We start from the raw sequence: 23635 nt of genomic DNA on the forward strand, positions 1-23635 counted from the left end.
GCATGTCACCCACCGCCGACAGCGGACACGCCGACGGTGACCGACGAGCGAGACCACCTCGACCCGTCTCGCTCCTGCGGGGGCGCACCCGGCCTCCCGGACTGCGCGTTCGCGCAGCGCAGCCACCCACCCGCAGGTCAGGGCCGGCGGGTGAAGGAGAACAGCCGGTCGACCTCGTGGAGGCCGGCCCGGTCGTAGAGGCGTTGGCCGCGGTCCGATCCCGCTCCGGGTCACCCGGTGCGGCGTCGTCGACGTAGAGGAGCACCTCGCCCGCGCCCAGTCGGGCCAGCAGCTCCAGCGAGGAGCCCAGCAAACCCGTCCCGAGCCCGCGTCCGCGTGCGGTGGGGGCGACGCTGATCCACCACAGCACCCCGATCCCTGCTTCCGGCCGGCCGACGGTGGCCTCCGCCACCACCTCGCCGTCCTCACGCGCCTGAAGCTGCTTCTCGAGCGGATCTGCGCAGTTGCTCAAGATTGAAGCATCACCCTTGATATGTGAAATGTCACCCGCCATATTGTTCCCTGTCATGCTCCTGACGCCGGATGTTCACAGGGGCGCCGCGTGGGGCGTCCACTGCATCCGGTGCTCGCTCCATCACACGGAGGTGCTCGATGCACGGTGCTTCACTACGCTTGTCGGGGGCCGTGTGGGCGGCTTTGGCCGCTCTCATCGCCGCGATCCTTCTCGCTCCGCCGGTTTCGGCGGGTGAGGCGGGCCGGGCCGAACCGCGCCTGGACGCCCAGCAGATGGCCGCAGCGACCCAGCTGGCCGAGGACTACGGCGTCCCGGCCGAAGAAGGGCAGCGGCGCATAGCGCGACAGGACGAGCAGGCCGCTCTCGCCACCAAGCTGCGCAAGAGGCTGGGGGCGCGTTTCGGCGGGGCGTGGGTGGACCACGACCGAGGCGGCAAGCTGGTCGTCGCGGTGACCGGGAAGTCGGCGGTGCCGACGGTCAACGCTCTCGTCTCGAAGGAGGCGGCGGCCGAGGCCGTGGTCGTCCGGCGTGGCATGGGCGAACTGCGGAAGATGTCGGAACAGCTGAGCAAGCGGATCGCCAAGGCCAACAAGGGCGCCAAGTACGGCCTGCAATCCGCGGTCATGACCGAGAAGAACGTGCTGCGACTGGACCTTCCGCAGGGGAGGAAGCTCACGAGCGAGCAGCAGCGGACCGTGCGCTGGGCCGAGGGCGAGTTCGGGGACGCACTGGTCGTCGACACCTACCAGCACGCCTCCAAGCCGCTGTACTGCGGCGGGCAGTACTCCTGTGACCCGCCGCTGCGCTCGGGGCTGGCCATCTACGGCGGCAACACCCGCTGCACCAGCGCCTTCATGGCCTACGCCGGGTCCAGCTCCTACATGCTGACCGCCGGGCACTGCACCGAGGCCGCCTCCTACTGGGAGGTCCCGACCTACAGCTACGGCTACCAGGGGGTGGGTAGCACCGCTTCCTACCACTTCGGCTACTACGGTGACTACGCCGCCGTGCGGATCAGCGATCCTGCCTTCTGGCAGCCGCGGGGGTGGGTTTACACCACCCAGCCCGTCCGGAGCTGGGACTACGACTACGTGGGCCAGTACGTGTGCAAGCAGGGCTCCACCACCGGCTACACCTGCGGGCAGATCACCGACACCAACGCCACCGTCCACTACCCCGGCCGCACCCTGACCGGGATGACCTGGAGCACCGCGTGCGTGGCGCCGGGCGACAGCGGTAGCGGTGTCTACAGCGGATCCACCGCGCACGGCATCCTCAGCGGCGGCCCGAACAGCGGCTGCGGCATGATCCACGAGCCCATCAGCCGCGCTCTCTCCTCTCTGGGAGTCACACTCCTGGCCGGCTGACCGGGTAGGAGCCACCGCGCTCGGTGCAGGGGGAGCGCGGCGGCCACTCGCCGGACGCGCCGAACCCCGGGCGCGCTACCCGTCCTCTCGGCTTCGGATCCTTCCCACCCGAAAGCGAAGCGCAATATCACCCGTTACATAGCACAGGTGTGTACATGACAATCCTGGGGAGTGCGCCTTCTCCGCTACTCCTCCAGGGCCCGTCGTGTGGACACTCCACCCGGCCGTGCCCCTCGTACGGCCCTTTCCTCCCGCTGGAGGCAGCGAGTGAGAACAGAAGATGTCCGACTCCCTTTCGCGAGGCTGAGTGTGCTGATCCTGGCGCTGTGCCTCGGGATCGGGATGCTCGCCGCTCCGGGACACGCCGCCCCGAGCCGCGCGGATGAGAAGCCGGCTGAGCAGCAGGCTCCCAAGGACGTCCCCCCGCAGGCGTCGGCACAGACAGCGGTGAGCGACGATCCCGAGCACGTGCGCCACGAGCCGCTGAAGGTCGAGGACCGTGCTCCGCTGCCCTCGACGAAGGACGCGCTGCGCCGGGACTACGACGACCCCGCCTCCCCCGCGCCGCGGCAGAGACCGTCCATGCAGGCGGCCCCGGAGAACGAGACCGCCAAGAAGGGGAAAGCCTCGACGGCGGCGGTGCCCGGGTGCAGCACAGGTGACTTCACCGGCCGTACCGGCAGCGCCCTGGTGCGGCAGATCAAGGGGTCCACGACCGAGTGCGTCAACACCCTGTTCGGGCTCACCGGTGGCGACGCCTACCAGGCGTTCCGCGAGGCGCAGATGACCAGTGTCGCCTACGCGCTGCGCGACGGTTCCGCCTCCTACCCCGGCGACAGCAGCACCGGGGTGGCGCAGCTCGTGCTCTACCTGCGCGCCGGCTACTACGTGCACTGGTACCACGAGGCCGACACCGGCCCCTACGGCCCGACGCTGCGCACCGCCATCCGCGCGGGCCTCGACGCGTTCTTCGCCGCCCCCCGCTCCCGCGACGTCACCGACGCCAACGGCGAAGTGCTCGCCGAGGCCGTCACCCTGATCGACAGCGCCGAGGAGAACGCCCGTTACCTGTACGTCGTCAAGCGCCTGTTGAACGCCTACGGCAGCTCCTACAACTCCTCCCGGTGGATGCTGACCGCGGTCAACAACGTCTACACCGTCCTCTTCCGCGGTCACCAGGTGCCCGCCTTCGTCGCCGCGGTGTCCTCCGACCGCAGCGTCCTGGACGCGCTGTACAACTTCGCCTCATCCCACAAGAACCTCCTGGGCACCGAGCAGAGCTACCTGGCTTCCAACGCCGGACGCGAGCACGCCCGGTTCCTGCAGCACGCCTCGATGCGCAGTACGGTCCGGCCGCAGGCGGCTGGGCTGCTCAACCAGAGCTCCATCAAGGGGGACACCGCCCCACTGTGGGTCGGCATCGCCGAGATGACCGACAGCTACGACAAGGCCAACTGCGGCTACTACGGCACCTGCGACCTCCAGCAACGCCTGATAGCCGACGTCCTGGTGATCAACCACACCTGCAGCGCCAGTCTCCGCATCCGCGCCCAGCAGATGACCTCGGCGCAGCTGGCGGACACCTGCCGCAGCCTGGCCGACCAGGACGCGTACTTCCACAGCATCGCCAAGGACAGCGGCCCGGTCGCCGGCGACCGCAACACCAGCCTCGAGGTGGTCGCCTACGACAGCAGCACCGACTACCGGACCTACGCCGGAGCGACCTGGGGCATCGACACCAACAACGGCGGCATGTACCTGGAGGGCGACCCCTCCGCCGCCGGCAACCAGGCCCGCTTCATCGCCTACGAGGCCGAGTGGGCGCGGCCCTCCTTCGAGATCTGGAACCTCAACCACGAGTACACGCACTACCTCGACGGCCGCTTCAACCTGCACGGCGGCTTCGCCGACAACATCGCCACCCCCACCATCTGGTGGATCGAAGGCTTCGCCGAGTACGTCTCCTACTCCTACCGCAACCTGCGCTACGACGCGGCCATCACCGAGGCCGGCAAACGCACCTACGCGCTGAGCACCCTGTTCGACACCACCTACAGCCACGACACCACGCGCGTCTACCGGTGGGGCTACCTCGCCGTGCGGTACATGCTCCAGTCCCACCGGGCTGAGATGGACACCGTCCTGGGCTACTACCGCGCCGGCAACTGGAGCGCGGCCCGCTCCTACCTCACCGGCAGCATCGGCACCCGCTACAACAGCGACTGGTACAGCTGGCTGTCGCGGTGTGCGGCCGGCGACTGCGGCGGCTCCACCAGCCCGCCCGGCAACCAGGCGCCCAGCGCGGCCTTCACCGTAGCCGTCAGCGGCCTGACGGCGAACCTCACCGATCGCTCCACGGACTCCGACGGCACCATCGCCGCACGCTCGTGGGACTTCGGTGACGGCACCACCTCCACCGCCGCCAACCCCTCCAGGACCTACGCGGCGGCGGGCACCTACACCGTGAAGCTGACCGTCACCGACGACAAGGGCGCCACCAGCACCGCCACCCAGAGCATCGCCGTCGGCGGTGCGGACACCACTCCCGAGTGCACCGGCGGCGACACCCGGGAACTCGACCGCAACTGCAAGCGCAGCAACCTGTCCGCGACCGCCGGGAACTACGCCTACCTCTACGTCTACCTCCCCGCCGGCACCCAGCAACTGAAGATCACCTCGTCCGGCGGGACCGGCAACGCCGACCTCTACTACAGCAACAGCACCTGGGCGACCACCACCACCCACACCAGCCGCTCCACGGGCGCGGGCAACGGCGAGACGCTCACCATCACCAACCCGGCAGCCGGCTGGCACTACGTCAGCCTGGCCGCCGCGGAGGACTTCGCCGGGGCGACCGTCAAGACCGAGTACTGACCCCTTCGCCCCACCGACCGTCGCGGCGGAGCGGCGTCTTCCGTCGCCATACGACCCGACCGGTCCCGGTCCTGTCCAGGTAGCCGCTCGGGCAGTGCCGGCCCGCTCCACCCTCCAGCCGCCGGGGCGGGGCGCGAGGAACTCCTCGCGCCCCGCCCCGGTCTGCGTGCCCTCCCGAAAGGTGGTCGACGCCTCCGGGCTACCCTCGAAGCATGTGACATATTACTGTGGTGCCCATGAGACAAACCGTCGATGCCGTCGTCATCGGAGCGGGAGTCGTCGGTGCGGCGTGCGCCTACTACGCCACCCGCGCCGGACTCGCCGTCGCCGTCGTCGACCGCGGCAGCCCGGCCGGTGGTACGACGGGGGCGGGGGAGGGGAACCTGCTGGTCTCGGACAAGCCCCCAGGCCCGGAGCTCGATCTCGCCCAGCTCTCCGCGGGCCTGTGGCGTGACCTGGCCGCCCGGCTGCCCGAGGGGATCGAGTACGAGGCCAAGGGCGGAGTCGTGGTGGCCGCGGACGACGCCGAGTGGTCCGCGCTGCGCCGCATGGCCGCCGGGCAGGCCGCGGCCGGTGTCGTGGCTCGCGAGGTGCCCGCCGACCGGCTGCCGGACCTCGAGCCGCACCTGGCCCCCGGCCTGGCCGGAGCCGTCCACTACCCCCAGGACGCCCAGGTCCAGCCCGCCCTCGCCGCCTCCCGCCTCCTGCACGCCGCGCGGACGTCGGGCGCCGCCCTCCACGTGCGGGAGGCGGTCACAGAGGTGCTGGTAACCCCCGCGGGGCGGATCGACGGCGTGCGCACCCCCCACCGCGAGCTGAAGGCCCCGGTGGTGGTCAACGCCGCCGGCACCTGGTCAGCACAGATCGCCGCCCTGGCCGGGACGGCCCTGCCGGTCATGCCACGCAAGGGCTTCGTCCTGGTGACCGAACCCCTGCCCCGCGTGGTGCGGCACAAGGTCTACGCCGCCGCCTACGTCGCCGACGTGGCCAGCGACTCCGCCTCCCTCCAGACTTCTCCCGTGGTCGAGGGCACACCGGCCGGCCCCGTACTGATCGGATCCAGCCGGGAACGGACCGGCTTCGACAGCACTCTGTCCACCGAGGCCGTGCGGCGCATGGCTGACAGCGCGGTGACCCTCTTCCCCGTCCTGGCCCAGGTCTCCGTTCTACGTGCCTACCACGGCTTCCGGCCCTACCTCCCCGACCACCTCCCGGCAATCGGCGCCGACTCCCGCGTCCCCGGCCTCCACCACGCCTGTGGGCACGAGGGTGCGGGGATCGGGCTGGCACCGGCCACGGGGCTGCTGCTCGCCCAGGCCCTGACCGGGCAAGAGCCATCGCTGGACCTTGCCCCCTTCCGCCCTGACCGCTTCGAACCCGAGGTCCAGCACGCATGAGTACGCGGCACCGCACCGGCGACCACCGCACGCCGGCACCCCAGGGAAGTCCCATGTCACGCACTCCGGCCGGGCTGGTGCGGGCCGATTCTCAGTCCGCCATGGGCATCGACTACGACGGCAGGAAGCTTCCGGCGCTGCCGGGCCAGAGCATCGCCGCCGCCCTGTGGGCCGCAGGCATCGTCTCCTGGCGCACCACCCGCCGCGGCGAGCGACCCCGCGGTGCCTTCTGCGGGATGGGGGTCTGCTTCGACTGTCTGATCACTGTCAACGGCCGGCCCAACCAGCGCGCGTGCCTGGTTCCGGCGCACGACGGCGACACCGTCACCCCCCAGGAAGGAGACGGCTATGCCGACCTCTCCTGCTGAGCCCCTCAGAGCCCCGTACGACCTGGCGGTCGTGGGCGCCGGGCCCGCCGGGCTCGCTGCGGCCGTCACTGCCGCCGACGCGGGGCTGACCGTCGCCCTGGTGGATGCCGAACCCCGGCCGGGCGGCCAGTACTACCGCCATCCGGCACCCGGGTTGGGTGCGCGGCGGCCCGAGGCACTCCACCACGGCTGGGCCGCCTTCACCGCCCTGGAGACCCGGCTGCGTCAGCACAGGCACGCCGGCCGAATCCGGCACCTGCCGGGACGGCAGGTGTGGACCATCCAGCAGTGCGGCCACACGGGCCGCTGGACACTGCTCACCACCGCGACCGTGCCACCGCACGACCAGGCCGACTCTGGCGACCAGAACACGGACGAGGCGCCGAGGGAGAGTGTGCCGGCGCACCGGCTGCTGCTGGCGACCGGAACCTACGAGCGCCAACTGCCCTTCCCCGGCTGGACCCTGCCTGGAGTCGTCGGTGCCGGAGGAGCCCAGGCCATGATGAAGTCCGGCCTGGTCCTGCCGGGCCGTCGCGTGATCGTCGCCGGCAGCGGGCCCCTGCTGCTGGCCGCGGCCGCCTCGCTGTCCGCCGCCGGGGCCCGCGTGCCGTACGTTGTGGAGGCGAGCGGCTACCTGCCCTACGCCCGCCGACCGGGACCGCTGCTGCGCAACCCCGGCAAGCTCACCGAAGGGGCCCGGCACGCGGCGGCACTCGCCCGCCGGGGGGTACGGCTACGCACCCGGACCGCCGTGGTCCAGGCCCATGGGACCGACCGGGTCACCGGCGTGACCGTGGCGAGAGTGGACGGCGACTGGCGACCGCGGCCCGGGACCGAGCAGCACCTGTCCTGCGACGCTCTGGCCGTAGGCCATGGTCTGATACCCCAGCTCGAACTCGCTGTGGAACTGGGCTGTGCTACCCGCACCACGCCCGACGGCACACCCGCCCTTGTGGTGGACTCCTTCCTGCGCACCAGTGTCGAAGGCGTGTGGGCGGCAGGCGAGACCAACGGCGTAGGCGGCGCCCAGCTCGCTCTGTGCGAGGGAGAGCTGGCTGCTCGTGCTGTCGCTGCCGCGGTGCACGGCGAGCCCGCTCCCGCGCGCACGGCTGCGGCGTTGCGCACACGTGCCACTCGGCTGCGCGTCTTCGCCGACCTCATGGCGCAGGTGCACCGGCCCGGATCGGCCTGGCCCCAGTGGCTGCGAGGCGACACCGAGATCTGCCGTTGCGAGGAGGTCGATGCCGCATCCGTGCGCGAGGCAGTCGACGCCTTCGGCGCGGGCGACACGCGCACGGTCAAGCTGCTGACCCGGGCAGGTATGGGCTGGTGCCAGGGACGGATGTGCGGCCCCGCGGTCTCCTGCCTCGCGTCCGCCGACGGCGGCGCACCGGTGAGCGTGGACAGGCGCCCGCTGTCCCGCCCCGTCCCCCTCGCCCAGCTCGCCCGGCACCGGCCCCAGGAGCACCTCTGACCGGCGCGACCCGACCAGAACCTCCAACCCCTTCGAGAACCGGCCCGGCCGGATTCGCCCAACCCTAGGAGAACCGAACGTGAGCGCAATCCAGCACAGCGCCGAACACCCCTGGCGTGGTGTCATGGTGGCTACCGCCCTTCCTTTCAAGGAAGACCTGTCGGTGGACTACGACGCCTACGCCGAGCACGTCCGCTTCCTGTTGGACGCCGGTTGCGACGGCGTCGTCCCCAACGGCTCCCTGGGGGAGTACCAGACCCTCACCGACGACGAACGTGCCCGCGTCATCCGCACTGCGGTGGAGGCCGCCGGGGACGGCAACCGGGTCATGGCCGGAGCGGCGGCCTACGGCAGCACCGAGGCCGCGCGCTGGACCGAGCAGGCCGCCGAAGCCGGGGCCGGTTCCGTCCTGCTGCTGCCCCCCAACGCCTACCGCGCCAACGACGCGGAGGTCGGCGCCCACTACGCCGAGGTCGCAGGTGTCGGGCTGCCCGTGGTGGCTTACAACAACCCCTACGACACCCGTGTTCACCTCACCCCGCGGCTTCTGGCCGAGCTGCACGCGCAGGAGCACATCGTCGCGGTCAAGGAGTTCAGCGGCGACGTACGACGGGCCTACGAGATCGCCGAGCGCGCCCCCGGCTTGGACCTGCTCATCGGAGCCGACGACGTCCTGCTGGAACTGGCCCTGGCCGGCGCTGTCGGCTGGATCGCCGGCTACCCCAACGCCCTGCCGCACTCCTGCGTCGCACTGTACCGGGCCGCCATCGCCCAGGACCTGGGGACCGCGCTGCCCCTCTACAGAGCGCTGCACCCGCTGCTGCGCTGGGACACCAAGCACGTGTTCGTGCAGGCCATCAAGGTTTCGATGGACATCGCCGGGCGCCATGGCGGCCCCTGCCGTCCGCCGCGCTCCCCGCTGGACACAGAGGCGGAAGCCGCCGTGCGGTCCGTGACGGAGAAGGTCCTGGCCGAGGGCCTGAACTGAAACCGTCCCGCGCGCACCCCCGACACCCCCGTCCGCCAGGAGGAGAGCCATGCGTAGTCGCCGTGTCTTCCACGCCGTCGACTCCCATACCGAGGGCATGCCCACGCGCGTCATCACCGGAGGAGTCGCACCGGTTCCCGGGGCCACCATGGCCGAACGACGCACGTACTTCATGCGCCACCTGGACCACATCCGCACCCTGCTGACGTACGAACCGCGCGGGCACGCGGCGATGAGCGGTGCGATCCTGCAACCTCCGACCCGCCCCGACGCGGACTGGGGAGTCCTCTACATCGAGGTGTCCGGCTGTCTGCCCATGTGCGGGCACGGCACCATCGGGGTCGCCACCGTACTGGTGGAAGCCGGCATGGTGCCGGTGACAGAGCCGGTGACCACCGTCCGGCTGGACACACCGGCCGGGCTCGTCACCGCCGAGGTCCACGTCCACGAGGGTGCCGCCCGCGCGGTGACACTGCGCAACGTCCCCTCCTTCGCTGTCGCCCTGGGGGAGAAGACCGAAGTCCCCGGCTTCGGAGAGATCACCTATGACCTGGCCTACGGCGGCAACTTCTACGCCATCCTCCCCATCGGGGAACTGGGACTGCCCTTCGACCGGTCGCGCAAGGAGGAGATCCTGGGAGCGAGCCTGGAGGTGATGGCTGCGATCAACGCCGCGGGCGAGCCGGTGCACCCGGAGGATCCCGGGATCAGGGGATGCCATCACGTGCAACTCCTCGCCCCGGGATCGGACGCCCGGCGATCGCGGAACGCGATGGCCATCCACCCCGGGTGGTTCGACCGGTCGCCCTGCGGCACCGGCACCTCGGCCCGCATGGCGCAGCTCCACGCCCGCGGGGAACTCCCCCTGCACCGCGACTTCCGCAACGAGTCCTTCCTGGGCACCGCCTTCACCGGCCGCCTGGTGGAAGAGACCGAGGTCGCCGGCCGGCCCGCCGTGGTGCCGACGTTCACCGGCAGCGCCTGGATCACCGGCACCGCCCAGTTCCTCCTCGACCCCACCGACCCGTTCCCGGAAGGCTTCCTCCTGTGAACACCCCTCCCACCCCGGCAGCCGACAACTCGGTGATCTCCCGCAACCCCGCCGACCCCGGCGACATCCTCGTCGCACTGCACGGCTGCGGCCCGGACACAGCCAACCGTGCCGTGCGGCGAGCTGCCCGAGCCCAGAGCGAGTGGCTCGCCGGCGGCGCGACAGCGCGGTCCGCGGCCCTGCGCCGAGCCGGAGACGCCGTGGAGAGCGCGTCCGAGGAACTGGCCGGGCTCCTGGTGCGAGAGGTTGGCAAGCCACTCGCCGAGGCCCGCGGCGAGGTGGCGCGCACGGTGGCGATCTGGCGCTACTACGCCCAGCTTCCCTACGACGCCACCGGATCGGTGCACGAGCCGGCCTCGGGGCCGGGGCTGCTGCTCACCCGGCGCCGCCCGCACGGCGTCGCCGGTCTGATCACTCCGTGGAACTTCCCCATGGCCATTCCGTCGTGGAAGGCCGCTCCGGCCCTGGCCGCCGGCAACACGGTCGTCCTCAAGCCCGCACCGGAGGCGACCGCGTGCGCTCTGCGGCTGGCCGAGATCATCAAGGAGGTCCTGCCCGCGGACGTTCTGCACGTCATCCCCGGGGGCGCCGAAGTCGGCGCTGCCTTGACCGGCCTGGCCGACGTCGTCTCCTTCACCGGGTCGACCGCCGTCGGGGCCGCCGTCGCCCGTGCCGCCGCGACCCGCGGCGTCCCCGCCCAGGCGGAGATGGGCGGCCACAACGCTGCCGTGGTCCTGCCGGACGCCAACATGGGGAAGGCGGCCGCGGACATCGCCGCGGCGATCGCCGGTTACGCGGGTCAGAAATGCACCGCCACCAGAAGGGTGATCGCCGTGGGCAGCGCTCTGCCGAGGCTGCGCGAGGCGCTGGCGGAGGCCCTGCGGGAACTGCCCGCCCGCGACCCCCGCGCGGCGGATGCGGTCTGCGGTCCCGTCATCTCCGAAGTGGCCAAGGACCGTGTTCTCCGAGCCCGGGACAGCGCCCTCAGCACGGGGGCGCGTGCGCTGGCGGGGGGTGAGCGGCGCGGTCCGGGCACAGCAGCGGGCTGGTACGTCGATCCGGTGCTGCTGGAGGACGTGCCCGCCGGGCACGAACTGCACGACCGTGAGGTCTTCGGCCCCATCGCGGTGCTGTCGGGGGCGGTGGACTTCGACGAGGCGGTCCAGGCCGCGAACAGCGGTCACTACGGCCTGGTCGCGTCGCTCCACACGGGCGACCTGCAAAGAGCACTCTCGGCGGTCGACCGCCTCGCCACGGGCATGTTGCGGGTGAACGCTCCTACCACCGGTGTCGACTTCCACCTCCCCTTCGGGGGAGAGAAGGGCTCCAGCTACGGGATGAGGGAGCAGGGGCACGCCGCGATGGACTTCTACACCTCCAGCCGCACGGTGTCCCTCCTGCCCGCCGCATCAGCCTGAACCGTCGCGAACGGGCACCCTCCGCTCCCCGGCGCTCCCTGGTCGGCGCGCCGGGGATGGCGTAGATGTCACGCAACGTGACATTGTACAGTGGGATCACGAACCCACGGAGGGGAACCCATGAGTGAGCTGAAACCCCGGAAACTCGTTTCGGTGCAGGAGCACCTGCGTGACCAGGTGGCCAACGCCCTCCGTGCCGCGCTGATCGCGGGCGAACTGCAGCCCGGAGTGATCTACTCCGCCCCCACTCTCGCCACCGAGTACGGTGTCTCGGCCACCCCCGTGCGCGAGGCGATGCTGGACCTGGCGCGCGAGGGGCTGGTCGAGCCGGTGCGCAACAAGGGCTTCCGCGTCACCGCACTGTCCGAGCGCGATCTGGACGAGTTCACCGAGATCCGCGCCCTGATCGAGATCCCGACCGTTGGCAGGGTGGCCAGGGCCGCCACACGCGAGCAACTGGAGGCCCTGCGCCCCATAGCCGAGGAGATCGTGGCCGCCGCACGTGCCGGTGACCTCATCGGATACCTGGAGGCCGACCGCCGCTTCCATCTCGACCTGCTCGCCCTGGCCGGCAACTCCCGTCTGGTCGAGACGGTGGGCGACCTGCGCAAGCGCTCCCGGCTCTACGGACTCACCGAGCTCGCGGAAGCGGGTGCGCTGGTGGCCTCCGCGCAGGAACACGCCGAGCTGCTGGACCTCGTACTGGCCGGTGACGCCGAGGCAGCCGAGGAACACATGCGCCACCACCTGGCGCACGTCCGCTCCCTGTGGGCCGCACGCGGGCAGCAGACGCCCGAACAGAAGTCCCCGGCCCGGAAGCTGAACGCACGCTGACCTCCCGGAGCCGGCAGAGCTGCACAGGCCGGGCGGGGAGCGCGTCCGGCCGGAGGCGCTCCCCGCCCATGGTCAGGCGGACTCCTGTCACCCCTGTAGCAGCGTGCCCATCCACTCCTCGATACCGTCCGCGGTCCTGGGCAGCGCGGAGGACATCAGCCGTGCACCGTCCTTGGTGATCACCAGGTCGTCCTCGATGCGCACGCCCATGCCCCGCAGTTCGACCGGCAGGGTCTCATCGTCAGGCTGCAGGTACAGACCCGGCTCGACGGTCAGGACCTGGCCTTCCCTCAGCGCTCCCTCGACGTAGGCCCCGGCGCGGGCCTTGGCGCAGTCATGCACGTCCATGCCGAGCATGTGGCCGCTGCCGCAGAGGGTGTAGCGGCGGTGCAGGCCGCTGTCCGCGCCCAACTCGTCGGTAGGCGTCTTCAGCACGCCCCAGTCGCACAGACCTTCGGCGATCACCCTCATGGCGGCGCGGTGGAAGTCGCGGAACGAGGCGCCCGGGCGCAACGCGGCGATACCGGCCTCCTGAGCCGCCAGCACCAGGTCGTAGACCTGTCGCTGCACGGGGGAGAAGCGTCCTGACAGGGGGAGGGTGCGGGTGATGTCGGCGGTGTAGAGCGTGTCGGTCTCCACCCCGGCGTCCAGGAGCAGGAGTTGGGAGGGGTCCAGGGGGCCGTCGTTGCGTACCCAGTGCAGTACGCAGGCATGTGCTCCGGCGGCCGCGATGGTCTCGTACCCCACGCCGTTCCCCTCGGCCCGGGCCCGGAGGTTGAAGACTCCTTCGACCCACCGCTCACCGCGGCGGTGGCGCAGGGCGTGGGGCAGGGCCCGCACCACGTCCTCGAAGCCCATGGTGGTGTGGTCCACGGCCAGTTGGAGCTGCTCGACCTCCCAGGCTTCCTTGACCAGGCGGAGCTCGGACAGACAGGCCTCCAGCTCCTTCTCCCGCAGCCGCTCGACTTCGCTGGGGGCGCGGGGCTCGACCAGGGCGTCAACAGCACCGTCGATCCCGGTCAGCGCCCGGGTGAGAGGCCGGGGCCCGGAGAGCGCACCGGTCAGCTCGTCCAGATGGCGGCACTCGATGCCGGTGAGCTGCATCGCCTCATCGAGGTCAGGGCGGCGACCGACCCAGAACTCGCCGTATCGGCGGTCACGGTAGAACTCCTCGTCCGCGCGTGAGGACCGGGGCCGCAGGTACAGCACGGGGTGGTGTCCCGCGGGGCTGGAGGGCTCCATGACCAGCACGTTGCCCGGCTGGTCCTCGCCGGTGAGGCCGGTCAGCCACGCGTAGGCGGTGTGGGGGCGGAAGTGGTAGTCGCAGTCGTTGGACCGCACCTTCAGCTCACCGGCCGGCAGGATGAGCCGCTCTCCGGGGAAGCGTTCCGAGAGCCGTGCTCGCCGGACCGAGGTGGCTTGGCGGCCGGGGACGCGCGCGTCGCGGGGCAGACGGGAGGGAGCCCAGCCGCTGCTCATGAACGACGCCAGGGCGGGTGAGATCGGGAGGTCGTGGCTGCCCGTGGTAGGGCGGGCTGAGGATGGAGGCACGCTGGCTCCGGGGGATCGGGGGCGACCGGACTCGGCTGTACGCCATGCCTGACGCGGAGAAGGTGCCGCGGAAGCCCTTGGGTAACGAGAGTTTCACCGTATCGGCCAATGCAATTGTACATTATTATGTTATACATCAGTGAGGGGCGCTGGACTCGCAGGACTGGCAGGCCTCCACGAACTGCCCACGCTTGCGCAACGCCTTCCCCCAGGAGGACCCCAGGAAGACCCCAGAGCGGCCCCCGTGGCCGCCACAGCACGCGCAAGGTGTCACAGCAGCCCCGGAAGTCGCCTGCCCGTGCCCGGTAACTCCCGTCTCATACAGACCAGCTCCCGCCAAAGCCTGTGCGCCTCCAGAACCGCTCGGTCGCCTGCGGGCGAGTTCCGACCAGCGACACCACGCGGGGCTCCCGCGACGGAGAGGCTGACGTGATCGCGCGCCCGGAGCCGGAGGCTCCGCGTCGCGCCTCAGCGACGCGCAGAGTGGGACTCGCCGCGCGTCGCCGACGGCAGAGCCGTGGTGCGTTCAGCCGGGTGGGCGGCGGCTGCGGGCGTTCAGTTCCGCCACGTGGGCGCGCAGCCGCTCGCCGGAGTCCAGCGGGACGAGGGCGTCGGGGGCGGCGTCCCACTCCAGCCCGCCGAGCAGCGGGCGCAGTTGCGCGTACGGGCCCTCGTACGCCATGACGACCCCCACGCGTTCGGACCCGGTGTCCCGCACCGCGCTTCCCACGGCGGGCAGCTCGGCCGCCGTCACCGCTCGGCGCCCCTGGCGATGGCCTCGGCCAGCAGGTGCGCGACGGGGGCCGAGCAGACGCCGAGGTGGATGAGCGCGTACCGCGCCCCGCCCTCGGACTCGTCGGCCCACGGGGTGCGGATCTCCATGGCCGGAAGCTGGATACCCGCGCGCCTGAGGGCGTCCGCCAGGGCGTACTGGGCGGTCAGGGCCTCCTTGACCTTGGCGCGCCGGGCGGCGGTGTCGCTGGCGGGTCGTGGTGTCGTCGTCATGCCGTGCCTCTTCCTGTTCCTTGCCTGTTCTCGCGGCCTCGCCTGCGCCGGTCCCTCGACGAGGAACACGCTGCGTAGTGAAGCCATGACGAGAATGGCGTCAGAAGGTGGCTGACGACGTGTCTCGTGACGTGGCTGCCCCGGGCCCGGGCGTTCGTTCCACACGTTCCACGGGTGGGTCCACGGCCATGACGGGGCGGGCGCCGTACCTGTCGGAGTGTCGAGCGGTCACACGCGGGAGCCGAGTCCGCGGCGTGCGCCGTTCCGTAGGCGTCGTCTGGCTGGTCGGAAGTGGCCTGTGGCCAGCCAGCGGGGCGATGAGGTGGGTGCGCGGGTTCTGCGGCGGTATGTGCTGGCCGTCGGCTCTGTGGCGGTTGCTCACAGCGGTGGTTTCCGCTGGGTGGGGGACGTGTGGAGCGCGGCGGCGGCTCCGGTGAGAAACAGGATGGCTGCGGTGACCAGGGCCAGGGAGGAGTCGCCGGGGTGGAGGGGCCATGCCCAGGGGTAGGGCCGTCCTGCGGGGCCCGTGCCGAGGAGAGCGCAGGCCAGCGGGAGGAGGGCCACGGTGAGAGGGCCGTACTGCGCGCCGAGGAGGCGTTGCGCCAGTAGGCCGACTCCCAGGTAGCCCATGGTGTTCCGGGCGACGGCTCCTGCGAGGGGGAAGTCCAACCAGACCTGTTCGGCGGCGCCTGCGAGAAGTGCTGTGAGGCAGGCAGCGGTCAGGAGGCCGGTCGACCACCAGCCGACATGCCGTGCCGCAGTGGCCTCGAACTCGTGCGGGACGCGGTTGAGGCCGTAGAGCAGGGCACCGGCGGGGAGCACCGGGAGAACGAGAGGGACGGGGATGCCGCCGGAGACCCCGCCGAAGAGTGAGGGGACGGGCAGGATGGAGGAGCCCAGTAGGGGAGCGAGGGCGAAACACAGCAACAGCGTGATGGCGCCGGTGGTCACGGCGTGTACGCGTAGCCACCAGGTCATGCGGTGTCGCCCTTCAGGTGGCCGAAGGTTGCTGGGGACAACTCCGGTTCTACTGCGCAGTCCCGCACGGACTGCATGGTGCGCTTGTACCACGCGGCTTGTGCGCCAGCAGGGAGTTCGCGGACGCTCTGGGCCAGCGTGACTTCTTCGGGCGGCCACTGCGCGCTCAGTTCGGAAGCGGGCATGCCTGCGGACAGGGCGAGCCAGGCGTAGAGGACGCCGGCAGCCTCATACCCGGGGTACTGGGCGTGGGGTCCCTGCGAGCAGGCAGGAGGTCGGCCGGGGAGCACGCTGGTGGCCGTCGCTGCGCGGACTTCCGTGTCCCGAGGGTCGGTCATGCTGTACTCGATGCGAGCGGGCAGTCGGACTCCGACCGTCTCCAACCGTTGCTTGGTCTTCGCGGCTGCGGCGAGGAAGGTCTGCCGGTGTTCCTGCTGCTCCGGCCACAGGCACACCTGCGGGGCGCTGCCTGTGCACTCCAACGCCGAGCGGTCGCGGGGCTGGGTGCCGTCGAACCGAAGCGGCGCGGCCAACGCCACGGACACCCCCGCCACGGCCACGCCGAGGACTCCGGCTACAGCCGTGCGCAGGCGTCCCTTGTCCAGTACGAGTGCGACGAGGGCGGCAGTGATCAGCGCGAGGCTGAAAACGGCGGTCGCGGCGAGGGAGCGCGGGGAGGCCTCCCGGCCCAGAGTGCAACACTCTCCAACGCCTTGGCCGTTCAGATGGCGCAACCAGGCCGGGGAGGCCAGAGCCGCCGGCCAGAATCCCCACAGATAGCCGACGACCAGCATCACTGCGGTGCCCAGCAGGCGAGTCAGCTTGCGGCCGACCAGGTAGCCGACGGCGACGTGCGCCAAGACGGCCAGGTACGCGGCACCCAGGATCCCCGGGTCCGGATAGCCCACCGTCGGGGCACCGGTGGAGAAGTATGTGGCCAGGGCGGCGAGGAGGCCGGCCAGGCCCAGAAGGGCCACTGGTGCGAGGTGCTCCAACGCGATGCGCAGCGGGCTGCGTACCGCTGCCCAGTCCGCGATACGGGCGCTCTCCAGGCGTGCCCCCTCCCATGCGGCGCAGGCGCCACACACGGCGGTGACGAATCCGAGCACGATGGTCGACTGGGCGGTCACCGATTCCCAGGACGGAATGGTCGATTCGGTGTTCTGGGCGCCGAACCACACCAGACCGGGGAGCAGCAGGAGAGCGGCCCAGGCGGTGGGGCCGGATTTGAGCAGGGTGGCGAGTTTCATGGTCCTTCACGCCTCTCCGCGTACAAGACCGCGGTAGGCCGTCTCCGCCTTCCGTTCTGCCGTGACCTCGGCTCCGGCCAGCGAGAGGAAGCTTGCTGTCGTTCCCTGGTAGGTGACGTGTCCCCGGTCCAGCACGACAACTGTCTGGTAGATGTCCATCAGGTCTTCCGTCTGGTGGGTGGAGACGATGAAGCTGACGTGGCCAGCAAGTTCCCCCAGCAGGTTCCTGAAGACACTCCGCTGGACCGGGTCCAGGCCGGCGGTCGGCTCGTCCAGCAGCACCACCTCGGCGTCATGGACCAGCGTCTGGGCGATGCCGAGCCGACGCATCTGACCACCGGACAGCTCGTGACTGCGCCTGTCCGCAAGGTCGCTCAAGCGCACCCGTGCCAGCGCCTGTGCGGATCTGCTCCACGCTTCGGCTTTGGAAAGGCCCTTCAGCCAGCCCGCGTACGCGGCTTGCTCTCGCACGGTGAGGTTGGGGACGGGCCGGATCTGCTGCGGAAGCCACCCCACGCGCCTGCGGTACTGCCCGCGCGTCTTCTTGCGGGCGCTGTCGGTCTCGCCCAGGGCCACCTGCCCTCTCTTGGGGGTGAGGAGAGATGCGCCCAGGGACAGCAGGGTGGATTTGCCCGCCCCGTTCGGCCCGAGCAGCACCGTGCAGCCCGTGGGGAACTTCAGAGAGAACCGGTCGAGTACGGGTGCGTTCGGCCGGTAGCCGAACGTGCAGTCCGTGAAGCGCAGGGGCAAGGTGAACATCCAGTCTGGGCTCAGGTGTGGGAAGCCTTGTGTACCGACGGCCGTTCGGCCCTGCGGACAACGACGCCGCAGGGCCGGACGTCGGTTTCCGTGATCAGTCGCAAACCGTGAGACCATCCCTGTCACCGATCTACCGGTTCCGAGCCCCTCGCTGACAGCGCCCTCACCCCCGGCACCGGGGGCGACAGGGGGCCGAGGAGCCGAGGCTCGGGCATGTGAAGATCGCCGTGATCGCCACCTCAGCCGCACACGAGGAGCTGATGGACCGCCTGACGGACGTGCTCCGCCCGGACGCCGATCGCGACGGACCCTGCCGCGTTCCGTGGGGATGCACAGCGTCAACGGGGACTCGCTGACCGACGAGGAACGCCTCGCACTCCTCACCGAGATCGAGGAGACCAACTGGAATCCGCCGGAAGGCCCGGAGGACGGCGAAGACCGAGAGCTGTAGCGAGACCGGTGGGCTCCGGTCAGTCCGGCTCATGCCGTTGACTGCGGACTCCCACCGTGGGAGGCGGCACGGGCTGGCAACATCGAAAGTGGGGAAAGGACAGTCGCGTGGAACCGACGGCTGAATCGGCCTGTTTGACGGCGGAGAGCTTGCACGTTCGGCTGGGGGAGGCCGACGTGCTCAAAGGGGCTTCGCTGAGCGTGGCGGCAGGACAAAGTGTGGCGGTGGTGGGTACCAGCGGGGCGGGGAAATCGACGTTTCTGCAGTGTCTGGCCGGTGTGCTCAGCCCTGAGACCGGTACGGTCTGCCTGGAAGGGGAGCGGTTCGACCATCTGCCGCCCCAGCAACGTTCGGAACTGCGACTGCGCCGTTTCGGTTTCCTCTTCCAGTTCGGCGAACTCGTGCCGGAACTGAGCCTGCTGGACAATGCCAGTCTGCCGCTGTGGCTGACCGGCATGCGACGTGGCGAAGCCCGTGAGCGTGCCCGCCCGCTGCTGGAAGCCACCGGCTTGAAGCCGGTTCTGCACGGCAAGCGGCCTTCGCAAGTTTCCGGGGGTGAGATGCAGCGTGCGGCCCTTGCCCGGGCCCTGGTGCACGAACCCGCCGTGCTGCTCGCCGATGAGCCCACCGGCGCGTTGGACAGCGCCACCAGCGACGAGGTCGTGGAGTTGCTGTTGTCGCAGACCACCCGCACCGGCGCCGCCTTGGTCGTGGTCACCCACAGCGAACACGTTGCTGAGCGAATGGACCGCACCGCGCGGATGAGTGATGGGCAGATGGTGGCATGAACACCCCCACGCCTTCGCCGACCGCTGTCACGCGCCGCTCATCCGGCACAGAACGTCACTTCCCGGGTCCGCCATACCAGTGGTTCGCCGGAGCGCGCCTGGGCGTGTACCTGGCCCTGAGAGCGCGGTCGTGGATGACCCTGGCCGTCGTGCTGTGCACCGCCGTGGGCACCGTCAGCCTGGTCGCGGCGCTGTCGATGCCTCACATCATCGGTGAACGCACCGCCCGCGCCGAAGCACGCTCCCCCTACCACCTGCTGCAGGAGAACGACCAGCCCGCTCCCGACCAGGTGTCCTTCGGCCAGCGCAGCGACTCCTGGGAGGACGAACCGGTCACCCGCGTCCTGCTGCGCGTACCCGAGGAACCGGCCACGCCGTTGCCCCCAGGACTGTCCCGGTGGCCCGAGCCGGGACAGTCCGTCGTCTCACCGGCTCTCAAAGCCGCCCTGGACGCGGACCCTGACCGGGCACGCGATCAGTTCGGGCAAGTGACCGGCACCGTCACCAAGCCGGGCCTGTTGCACCCTGACGAGAACCTCGCCTACGTCACCCTCCCCGCCGACGCCCCGGCCGCAGACCTCACCCCCGTGGACGGCTTCGGTACTCCTCCCAACACCTCCGACTACGGCAGCTTCGGCGAAGTGCCCCAGTTGACCGGCCCGATCCGCACCCTGCTCATGGTCGCCACCGTCGCGATCTGCGTACCCCTGGCCATGCTGGTGTTGGGCAGCTCGGCCCTGATGCGCGAACGACGCCGCCGAACACTGGCTTCCCTGGACCTGCTCGGTGTACCCGCCCGCACGGTACGACTGATCACCGCAGCCGAGGTCGTGCTGGTCGCCGTGGCCGGGTGGGCCGTCGGCGTGGTCGTCACCACGCCGCTCCTCGAAGCAGCCGCGAGCTGGCCGCCCGAACCTGCCGCGTGGTTCCCCAGCGATGTCGCTTGGCAATGGGGGCCGGCACTGGTGACCATGACCTTCTTCGTCCTCGCCGCCACGATCGCGGCCCTGCGCACCACCGGCCGACCCCGCGAACACAGCGCCTCACGCCCCCTGGTACGGCTTGCCCCGCTGATCTCCGGCGTCGGCATCCTCGCCGGCATCGCTGCGTTCCCCTGGGCGCCCAACGCGCAGCCCCGGGGATGGGTCGTCTACCTCGGCATCGCCGCCCTCGTCCTGGCCGTGCTCGGCCTCGCCTGGGCCGGCCCGGTCCTCGTCCGGGCCGTGGGCCACCGTCTCTCCCGCCGTGACACACCCTGGCTGGCCCTTGGCAGCGGCCGCCTCGAAGCCGACCCCCACACCGGCACCCTCGGCGCCTTGGCCATCACCCTGGCCGTCGCCGCTTCCGGCGTCGTCGGCGCCATCACCGGCCAGATCGCTTACATCGACACCGAGCTCTACCGCACCGATCCCGAACGCTCCGTCATCGCCATCACCACCCACAACCTCCCCGCCGTCCGCAACGCTCTGCCTCCCAACGCCGCCACCCTCACCCCGGTGACCGTCACCCGTGTACGAACCGGCGACGGCTCCACCCATCCCCTGACCAACGACCCGTTCCTCGACGTCACCGTCAACGTCATGGTGGGCGACTGCGAAGCCTTCCTCACTCTCGTGGGCGAAGAACCCACCCGTTGTGTCCAGGGCACCGTCAGCCTCCAGTCCTCCCAGTTCTCCAACCCCCTGCCCCAAGGCGGCAGCATCGATCTGGCACTTCACACGTCAGACACGGCAGACGACGCACCGCTGCGGTTCTCTCTGCCCGACCAGGTGCTGAGCCACGAACCGCTCCCGGGTGTCGCGGGCACCGCCCTCGGGAATGACCTCTCGCTCCTCGTCGACCAGAGGACATGGGCTCAGGCAGGGGGCCCTGCGCTTCGCGAAGGAACGGCGCTCCTAGCGGCCCAGGACGCGCATACCGCAGCAGTGCGGGCCCAGGTTCTCGCCGCCGACCCCGCCGCCGAGTTCCAGGACGACGCCGCCGCCTACCACGAGCGTCTGCAGCGCACCGGCCACTACCGGGGCTGGTTCACCTCCGCCGCCGTCGTCACCCTCGGCGTCGCCACCGCCTTCGTCCTCGTCTCCGCCCTCACCACCCTGATCGAGCGCCGCCGCGTCCACGCCTACCTCGGCATCGTCGGCGTACCACCCCGCGTCCTGGGACGCGCCTGGGCCTTCTACAGCATCCTGCCCGTCCTCATTCTCCTCCCGGCTGCCTGGCTCCTGACCTTCCTCACCGACCTCGGCTTCGACCGCCTCGTGCGCATTCCGGTCCGCATCGACACCGCGCCCTACCTCTCCGGTACCGTCACCGCCGCCCTCCTCACCGTCCTGGTCCACGTCATCGCCCGCACCAGTACGCCCAGGGAGGTGCCACTGGAAGCGCTCCGGACTCGTGAATGAGGCCCATCCCTGACGCTGACACCAGCCGCTGGCCCGTGTCCAAAGTCCGGGTCAAGCCCGGTCCCCATCCACGACGTGTTGTTCCTCGTGTACGGATACGGGAGAATGCCGGACGTACGACACATCGTGTCGAGCCGCTGGGCGGGGGTTTGGGGATGGCGTCAGCGCTACGGCGGCAAGAGATCACTGTTCCGGTGGACTTTCGTGGCTTCGCGTTGCAGGAGTACGACGACATGGAAGTGCCGGTTCCTTTTCCCGAGGGACGTGAGGAGGCTTCTGGCCGCCCCTTTCTGACCGCGCACGAGATGCGTCTCGACTTCGGGAGTGCTGGTCATACGCACACGGCTGTGCTCGTGGCGGAGGTGTGGGACGGTGAGGCGCCGCGGGCGGAGGGCCCGTGGGAGGCCGAGGGCGAGGCGGAGTTGAGTTCCCTCACCGGGAGGTTGTCCGTCGAGGTGGTCGCCGGAAGCGAGAGCGAAGCGATCGTCCTCGGTGCTGAAGACGCACGGTGGAGGGTGCGGGCCTACTGCTCAGGTCGTGCTGAAGTGGCCCGGCTCGCAGCCGTTGGTGTTCCCCACGGCGTGGAACGCTACCTGGTGCGGTTCTGGCAGATCGCGTAGGGCAAGGGTTTGTGGCCTGCATGGCACCGGTCAGAGATTCATTGTCCGGTGTCGCCAAAGAGGGGGTGCAGCGACTGAGCACTCCGGAGGAGGACTCCGTGGCGCAGCCGACCGGGCAGCAGCCGGACCTGCTCTGGACGTTCCGCAGGCACGCCGCTACGGCGTGCCCACAGCACGTCGGGGCAGGTCGCTCAAGCGGCGACTACGCCGACGTCCCGAGCTTCCGGGACACGAGGGGCTCACCGGCCTTGTTCGGGCCGCGGTCCGGATTCCTCGAGTGTTTCGCACAGGTACGACGTGGCTTCGGCGAGAGGTACCCGAGTCTGCTCGCCCGAGTGCATGTTCCTGACGGTGACCTCTCCTGCGGTTCGCTCGTCCGGGCCGTACAGCACCGCGAGGCGGGCCTTCTGGTCGTCAGCCCACTTGAGTTGCCTGCCCAGCTTCGTGGAGGCCCCCAGGTAGGTGCCCACCCGCTTCCCCCGGCCCCGGAGCTGCGCCGCCAGGCTCATCACGTCCTCTTCGCCGCCGATGACGGTCAAGGCGACGTCGAGGCCGCGGGGTTCGGTGTGCTGGGAGCCCTGGATCGCGAGGATGCGTTCGATGCCGATGGAACCACCGCAGGCGGGAACGTCGGGGCCACCCAGCGTCGCCACCAGGTGGTCGTATCGGCCGCCGGCGGCGATCGAACCGGGGAATCCGGTGGCCACCACCTCGTAGATCGCGCCCGTGTAGTAGTCGAGACCGCGCACCATACGGGGGGTGTGGACGATGCGCTCGCTCGCGAGTCCGGCACTGGTGGTGAGGCGGATGAGCGTGTCGATCTCGGCCAGGCCGGCCTTGCCCTGCTCGGTTGCCTCCAGTCGCTCCCGGACGCGGTCCGGGCTCTCGGCGGCCACGTCCGCGACCAGCGACTCGGCGACGTCCGGGGAGATGCCCCGCTCGCTCGCCAGCTCCTTCGCGACGGCGTCGGCGCTGATCTTGTCGAGCTTGTCGAGTGTGCCCAGGACGCCGGGTCCGTCGGCCGGGTCGATGCCGTAGACGTTCAGCAGGGCGTGGAGGGCCTTCCGGGAGTTCACCATGAAGGTGAAGTCCTGCACGCCGAGGGCGTCGAGGCACTGAGCGAGAGCGAGAACGATCTCGGCGTCGGCAAGCGGGGAGTGTGACCCGACCGTGTCGATGTCGCACTGCACGAACTCCCGGAAGCGTCCCTCCTGCGGGCGGTCCGCCCGCCATACCGGGCCGATGGCGTATCGCTTGTAGGGGCTGGGCAGCTTGCCGCCGTGACTGCCGATGACGCGCGCCAGCGGCACCGTGTGGTCGTAGCGCAGGGCCAGATCGGGCTGCCCAGATGCTTCGTGCACGCCGCGCTTGAGAATCTTGAAAACGAGTTTTGACGCTTCTTCCCCGTATTTCCCGGTGATCACGTCCACATTCTCGAAAGCCGGGGTTTCCAAGGGGTCGAACCCGAAGCTCTCGAAAATTTCGGCCAACGTGTCGAACGCAGCCTTTCGGCGGCGTACCTCATCGGCCAAGAGGTCCCGGGTACCCGACGGTGCCTGCGAGGCTTGCCCCATGCTCGTGCTTC

The 23635-nt window shown here is 70.4% G+C and carries 20 protein-coding genes and 1 pseudogene; 13 read left to right on the forward strand and 8 right to left on the reverse strand.

All coding sequences use genetic code 11. The features are described 5' to 3' along the window. Nucleotides 1-307: 307 nt before the first annotated feature. Nucleotides 308-529 (reverse strand): annotated as a pseudogene (locus OSB71_RS24580) (GNAT family N-acetyltransferase); the annotation flags it as partial. A 218-nt stretch (nt 530-747) separates the two neighbouring features. On the opposite strand from OSB71_RS24580, the gene OSB71_RS06800 reads away from it, so the two are divergent. From OSB71_RS06800 to OSB71_RS06840, 9 genes are all read left to right on the forward strand, one after another. Further along, nucleotides 748-1842 (forward strand): S1 family peptidase, encoded by a 1095-nt coding sequence (locus OSB71_RS06800; RefSeq protein WP_323055252.1) that lies wholly within the window; start codon nt 748-750, stop codon nt 1840-1842. A 342-nt stretch (nt 1843-2184) separates the two neighbouring features. After that, nucleotides 2185-4716 (forward strand): collagenase, encoded by a 2532-nt coding sequence (locus OSB71_RS06805; RefSeq protein ID WP_265945592.1) that lies wholly within the window; start codon nt 2185-2187, stop codon nt 4714-4716. A gap of 236 nt (nt 4717-4952) precedes the next feature. Continuing rightward, nucleotides 4953-6113, forward strand: coding sequence for an NAD(P)/FAD-dependent oxidoreductase (locus tag OSB71_RS06810; RefSeq protein WP_416237207.1), 1161 nt, complete (start codon nt 4953-4955; stop codon nt 6111-6113). Between the two features lie 53 nt (nt 6114-6166). Then, nucleotides 6167-6481: a (2Fe-2S)-binding protein gene (locus OSB71_RS06815; protein WP_265945324.1), complete on the forward strand. Its 315-nt coding sequence runs from the start codon at nt 6167-6169 to the stop codon at nt 6479-6481. Next, nucleotides 6462-7955: an FAD-dependent oxidoreductase gene (locus OSB71_RS06820; protein ID WP_265945326.1), complete on the forward strand. Its 1494-nt coding sequence runs from the start codon at nt 6462-6464 to the stop codon at nt 7953-7955. Before OSB71_RS06815 ends, OSB71_RS06820 begins: the two co-directional genes overlap by 20 nt. Before the next feature lie 124 nt (nt 7956-8079). Continuing rightward, complete coding sequence (locus tag OSB71_RS06825) at nt 8080-8943, forward strand: dihydrodipicolinate synthase family protein (protein ID WP_265945594.1); 864 nt, start codon at nt 8080-8082, stop codon at nt 8941-8943. A gap of 49 nt (nt 8944-8992) precedes the next feature. Further along, entirely contained in the window at nt 8993-9994 is a 1002-nt protein-coding gene (locus OSB71_RS06830; protein ID WP_265945328.1) for a proline racemase family protein, read from the forward strand. After that, nucleotides 9991-11412, forward strand: coding sequence for an aldehyde dehydrogenase family protein (locus tag OSB71_RS06835; protein ID WP_265945330.1), 1422 nt, complete (start codon nt 9991-9993; stop codon nt 11410-11412). The genes OSB71_RS06830 and OSB71_RS06835 overlap by 4 nt, the downstream gene beginning before the upstream one ends. Nucleotides 11413-11532: 120 nt before the next feature. Then, entirely contained in the window at nt 11533-12246 is a 714-nt protein-coding gene (locus tag OSB71_RS06840; RefSeq protein WP_265945332.1) for a GntR family transcriptional regulator, read from the forward strand. Between the two features lie 87 nt (nt 12247-12333). Here OSB71_RS06840 and OSB71_RS06845 read toward each other — a convergent pair whose 3' ends face one another. The 6 genes from OSB71_RS06845 to OSB71_RS06870 form a co-directional block, all read right to left on the reverse strand. Then, nucleotides 12334-13725, reverse strand: a complete 1392-nt coding sequence (locus OSB71_RS06845; protein ID WP_265945334.1) for an aminopeptidase P family protein — start codon at nt 13723-13725, stop codon at nt 12334-12336. A gap of 598 nt (nt 13726-14323) precedes the next feature. Continuing rightward, nucleotides 14324-14551 carry a hypothetical protein gene (locus OSB71_RS06850; protein WP_265945336.1) on the reverse strand — a complete coding sequence of 76 codons (228 nt, stop codon included), beginning with the start codon at nt 14549-14551 and terminating at the stop codon, nt 14324-14326. After that, entirely contained in the window at nt 14548-14802 is a 255-nt protein-coding gene (locus tag OSB71_RS06855; protein ID WP_265945338.1) for a hypothetical protein, read from the reverse strand. Before OSB71_RS06855 ends, OSB71_RS06850 begins: the two co-directional genes overlap by 4 nt. A 378-nt stretch (nt 14803-15180) precedes the next feature. Beyond that, a complete protein-coding gene (locus OSB71_RS06860; protein WP_265945340.1) occupies nt 15181-15780 on the reverse strand; it encodes a hypothetical protein in 600 nt (199 codons plus the stop codon). After that, on the reverse strand, nt 15777-17030 hold the full coding sequence (locus OSB71_RS06865) for a DUF7224 domain-containing protein (RefSeq protein ID WP_265945342.1): 1254 nt from the start codon (nt 17028-17030) through the stop codon (nt 15777-15779). Before OSB71_RS06865 ends, OSB71_RS06860 begins: the two co-directional genes overlap by 4 nt. Nucleotides 17031-17036: 6 nt before the next feature. Continuing rightward, entirely contained in the window at nt 17037-17789 is a 753-nt protein-coding gene (locus tag OSB71_RS06870; protein ID WP_265945344.1) for an ATP-binding cassette domain-containing protein, read from the reverse strand. A gap of 322 nt (nt 17790-18111) precedes the next feature. Between OSB71_RS06870 and OSB71_RS06875 the strand changes: the two genes are divergently transcribed. The 4 genes from OSB71_RS06875 (at nt 18112) to OSB71_RS06890 (ending at nt 22050) form a co-directional block, all read left to right on the forward strand. Beyond that, nucleotides 18112-18240 carry a hypothetical protein gene (locus tag OSB71_RS06875; protein ID WP_265945346.1) on the forward strand — a complete coding sequence of 43 codons (129 nt, stop codon included), beginning with the start codon at nt 18112-18114 and terminating at the stop codon, nt 18238-18240. Nucleotides 18241-18347: 107 nt separating this feature from the next. Further along, nucleotides 18348-19028, forward strand: a complete 681-nt coding sequence (locus OSB71_RS06880) for an ABC transporter ATP-binding protein (RefSeq protein WP_265945348.1) — start codon at nt 18348-18350, stop codon at nt 19026-19028. A gap of 134 nt (nt 19029-19162) precedes the next feature. Then, entirely contained in the window at nt 19163-21430 is a 2268-nt protein-coding gene (locus tag OSB71_RS06885) for an FtsX-like permease family protein (protein WP_265945350.1), read from the forward strand. 194 nt (nt 21431-21624) lie between these two features. Then, on the forward strand, nt 21625-22050 hold the full coding sequence (locus OSB71_RS06890; protein ID WP_265945352.1) for a hypothetical protein: 426 nt from the start codon (nt 21625-21627) through the stop codon (nt 22048-22050). A 239-nt stretch (nt 22051-22289) separates the two neighbouring features. On the opposite strand, the gene hisS is transcribed toward OSB71_RS06890, so the two are convergent. Beyond that, nucleotides 22290-23624 carry a histidine--tRNA ligase gene (hisS, locus tag OSB71_RS06895; RefSeq protein WP_265945354.1) on the reverse strand — a complete coding sequence of 445 codons (1335 nt, stop codon included), beginning with the start codon at nt 23622-23624 and terminating at the stop codon, nt 22290-22292. Nucleotides 23625-23635 lie beyond the last annotated feature (11 nt).

Origin of the sequence: Streptomyces marinisediminis (assembly GCF_026262575.1) — a bacterium.
GTDB classification, from domain to species: Bacteria; Actinomycetota; Actinomycetes; order Streptomycetales; family Streptomycetaceae; genus Streptomyces; species Streptomyces marinisediminis.

Coding starts and splice junctions, on each gene's coding strand:
- OSB71_RS06810 (WP_416237207.1), top strand. CDS start 4,953: ATGAGACAAACCGTCGATGCCGTCGTCATCGGAGCGGGAGTCGTCGGT.
- OSB71_RS06820 (WP_265945326.1), top strand. CDS start 6,462: ATGCCGACCTCTCCTGCTGAGCCCCTCAGAGCCCCGTACGACCTGGCG.
- OSB71_RS06845 (WP_265945334.1), bottom strand. CDS start 13,725: ATGAGCAGCGGCTGGGCTCCCTCCCGTCTGCCCCGCGACGCGCGCGTC.
- OSB71_RS06885 (WP_265945350.1), top strand. CDS start 19,163: ATGACCCTGGCCGTCGTGCTGTGCACCGCCGTGGGCACCGTCAGCCTG.
- OSB71_RS06840 (WP_265945332.1), top strand. CDS start 11,533: ATGAGTGAGCTGAAACCCCGGAAACTCGTTTCGGTGCAGGAGCACCTG.
- OSB71_RS06830 (WP_265945328.1), top strand. CDS start 8,993: ATGCGTAGTCGCCGTGTCTTCCACGCCGTCGACTCCCATACCGAGGGC.
- OSB71_RS06800 (WP_323055252.1), top strand. CDS start 748: ATGGCCGCAGCGACCCAGCTGGCCGAGGACTACGGCGTCCCGGCCGAA.
- OSB71_RS06860 (WP_265945340.1), bottom strand. CDS start 15,780: ATGACCTGGTGGCTACGCGTACACGCCGTGACCACCGGCGCCATCACG.
- OSB71_RS06815 (WP_265945324.1), top strand. CDS start 6,167: ATGTCACGCACTCCGGCCGGGCTGGTGCGGGCCGATTCTCAGTCCGCC.
- OSB71_RS06825 (WP_265945594.1), top strand. CDS start 8,080: ATGGTGGCTACCGCCCTTCCTTTCAAGGAAGACCTGTCGGTGGACTAC.
- OSB71_RS06865 (WP_265945342.1), bottom strand. CDS start 17,030: ATGAAACTCGCCACCCTGCTCAAATCCGGCCCCACCGCCTGGGCCGCT.
- OSB71_RS06870 (WP_265945344.1), bottom strand. CDS start 17,789: ATGTTCACCTTGCCCCTGCGCTTCACGGACTGCACGTTCGGCTACCGG.
- OSB71_RS06855 (WP_265945338.1), bottom strand. CDS start 14,802: ATGACGACGACACCACGACCCGCCAGCGACACCGCCGCCCGGCGCGCC.
- OSB71_RS06805 (WP_265945592.1), top strand. CDS start 2,185: ATGCTCGCCGCTCCGGGACACGCCGCCCCGAGCCGCGCGGATGAGAAG.
- hisS (WP_265945354.1), bottom strand. CDS start 23,624: ATGGGGCAAGCCTCGCAGGCACCGTCGGGTACCCGGGACCTCTTGGCC.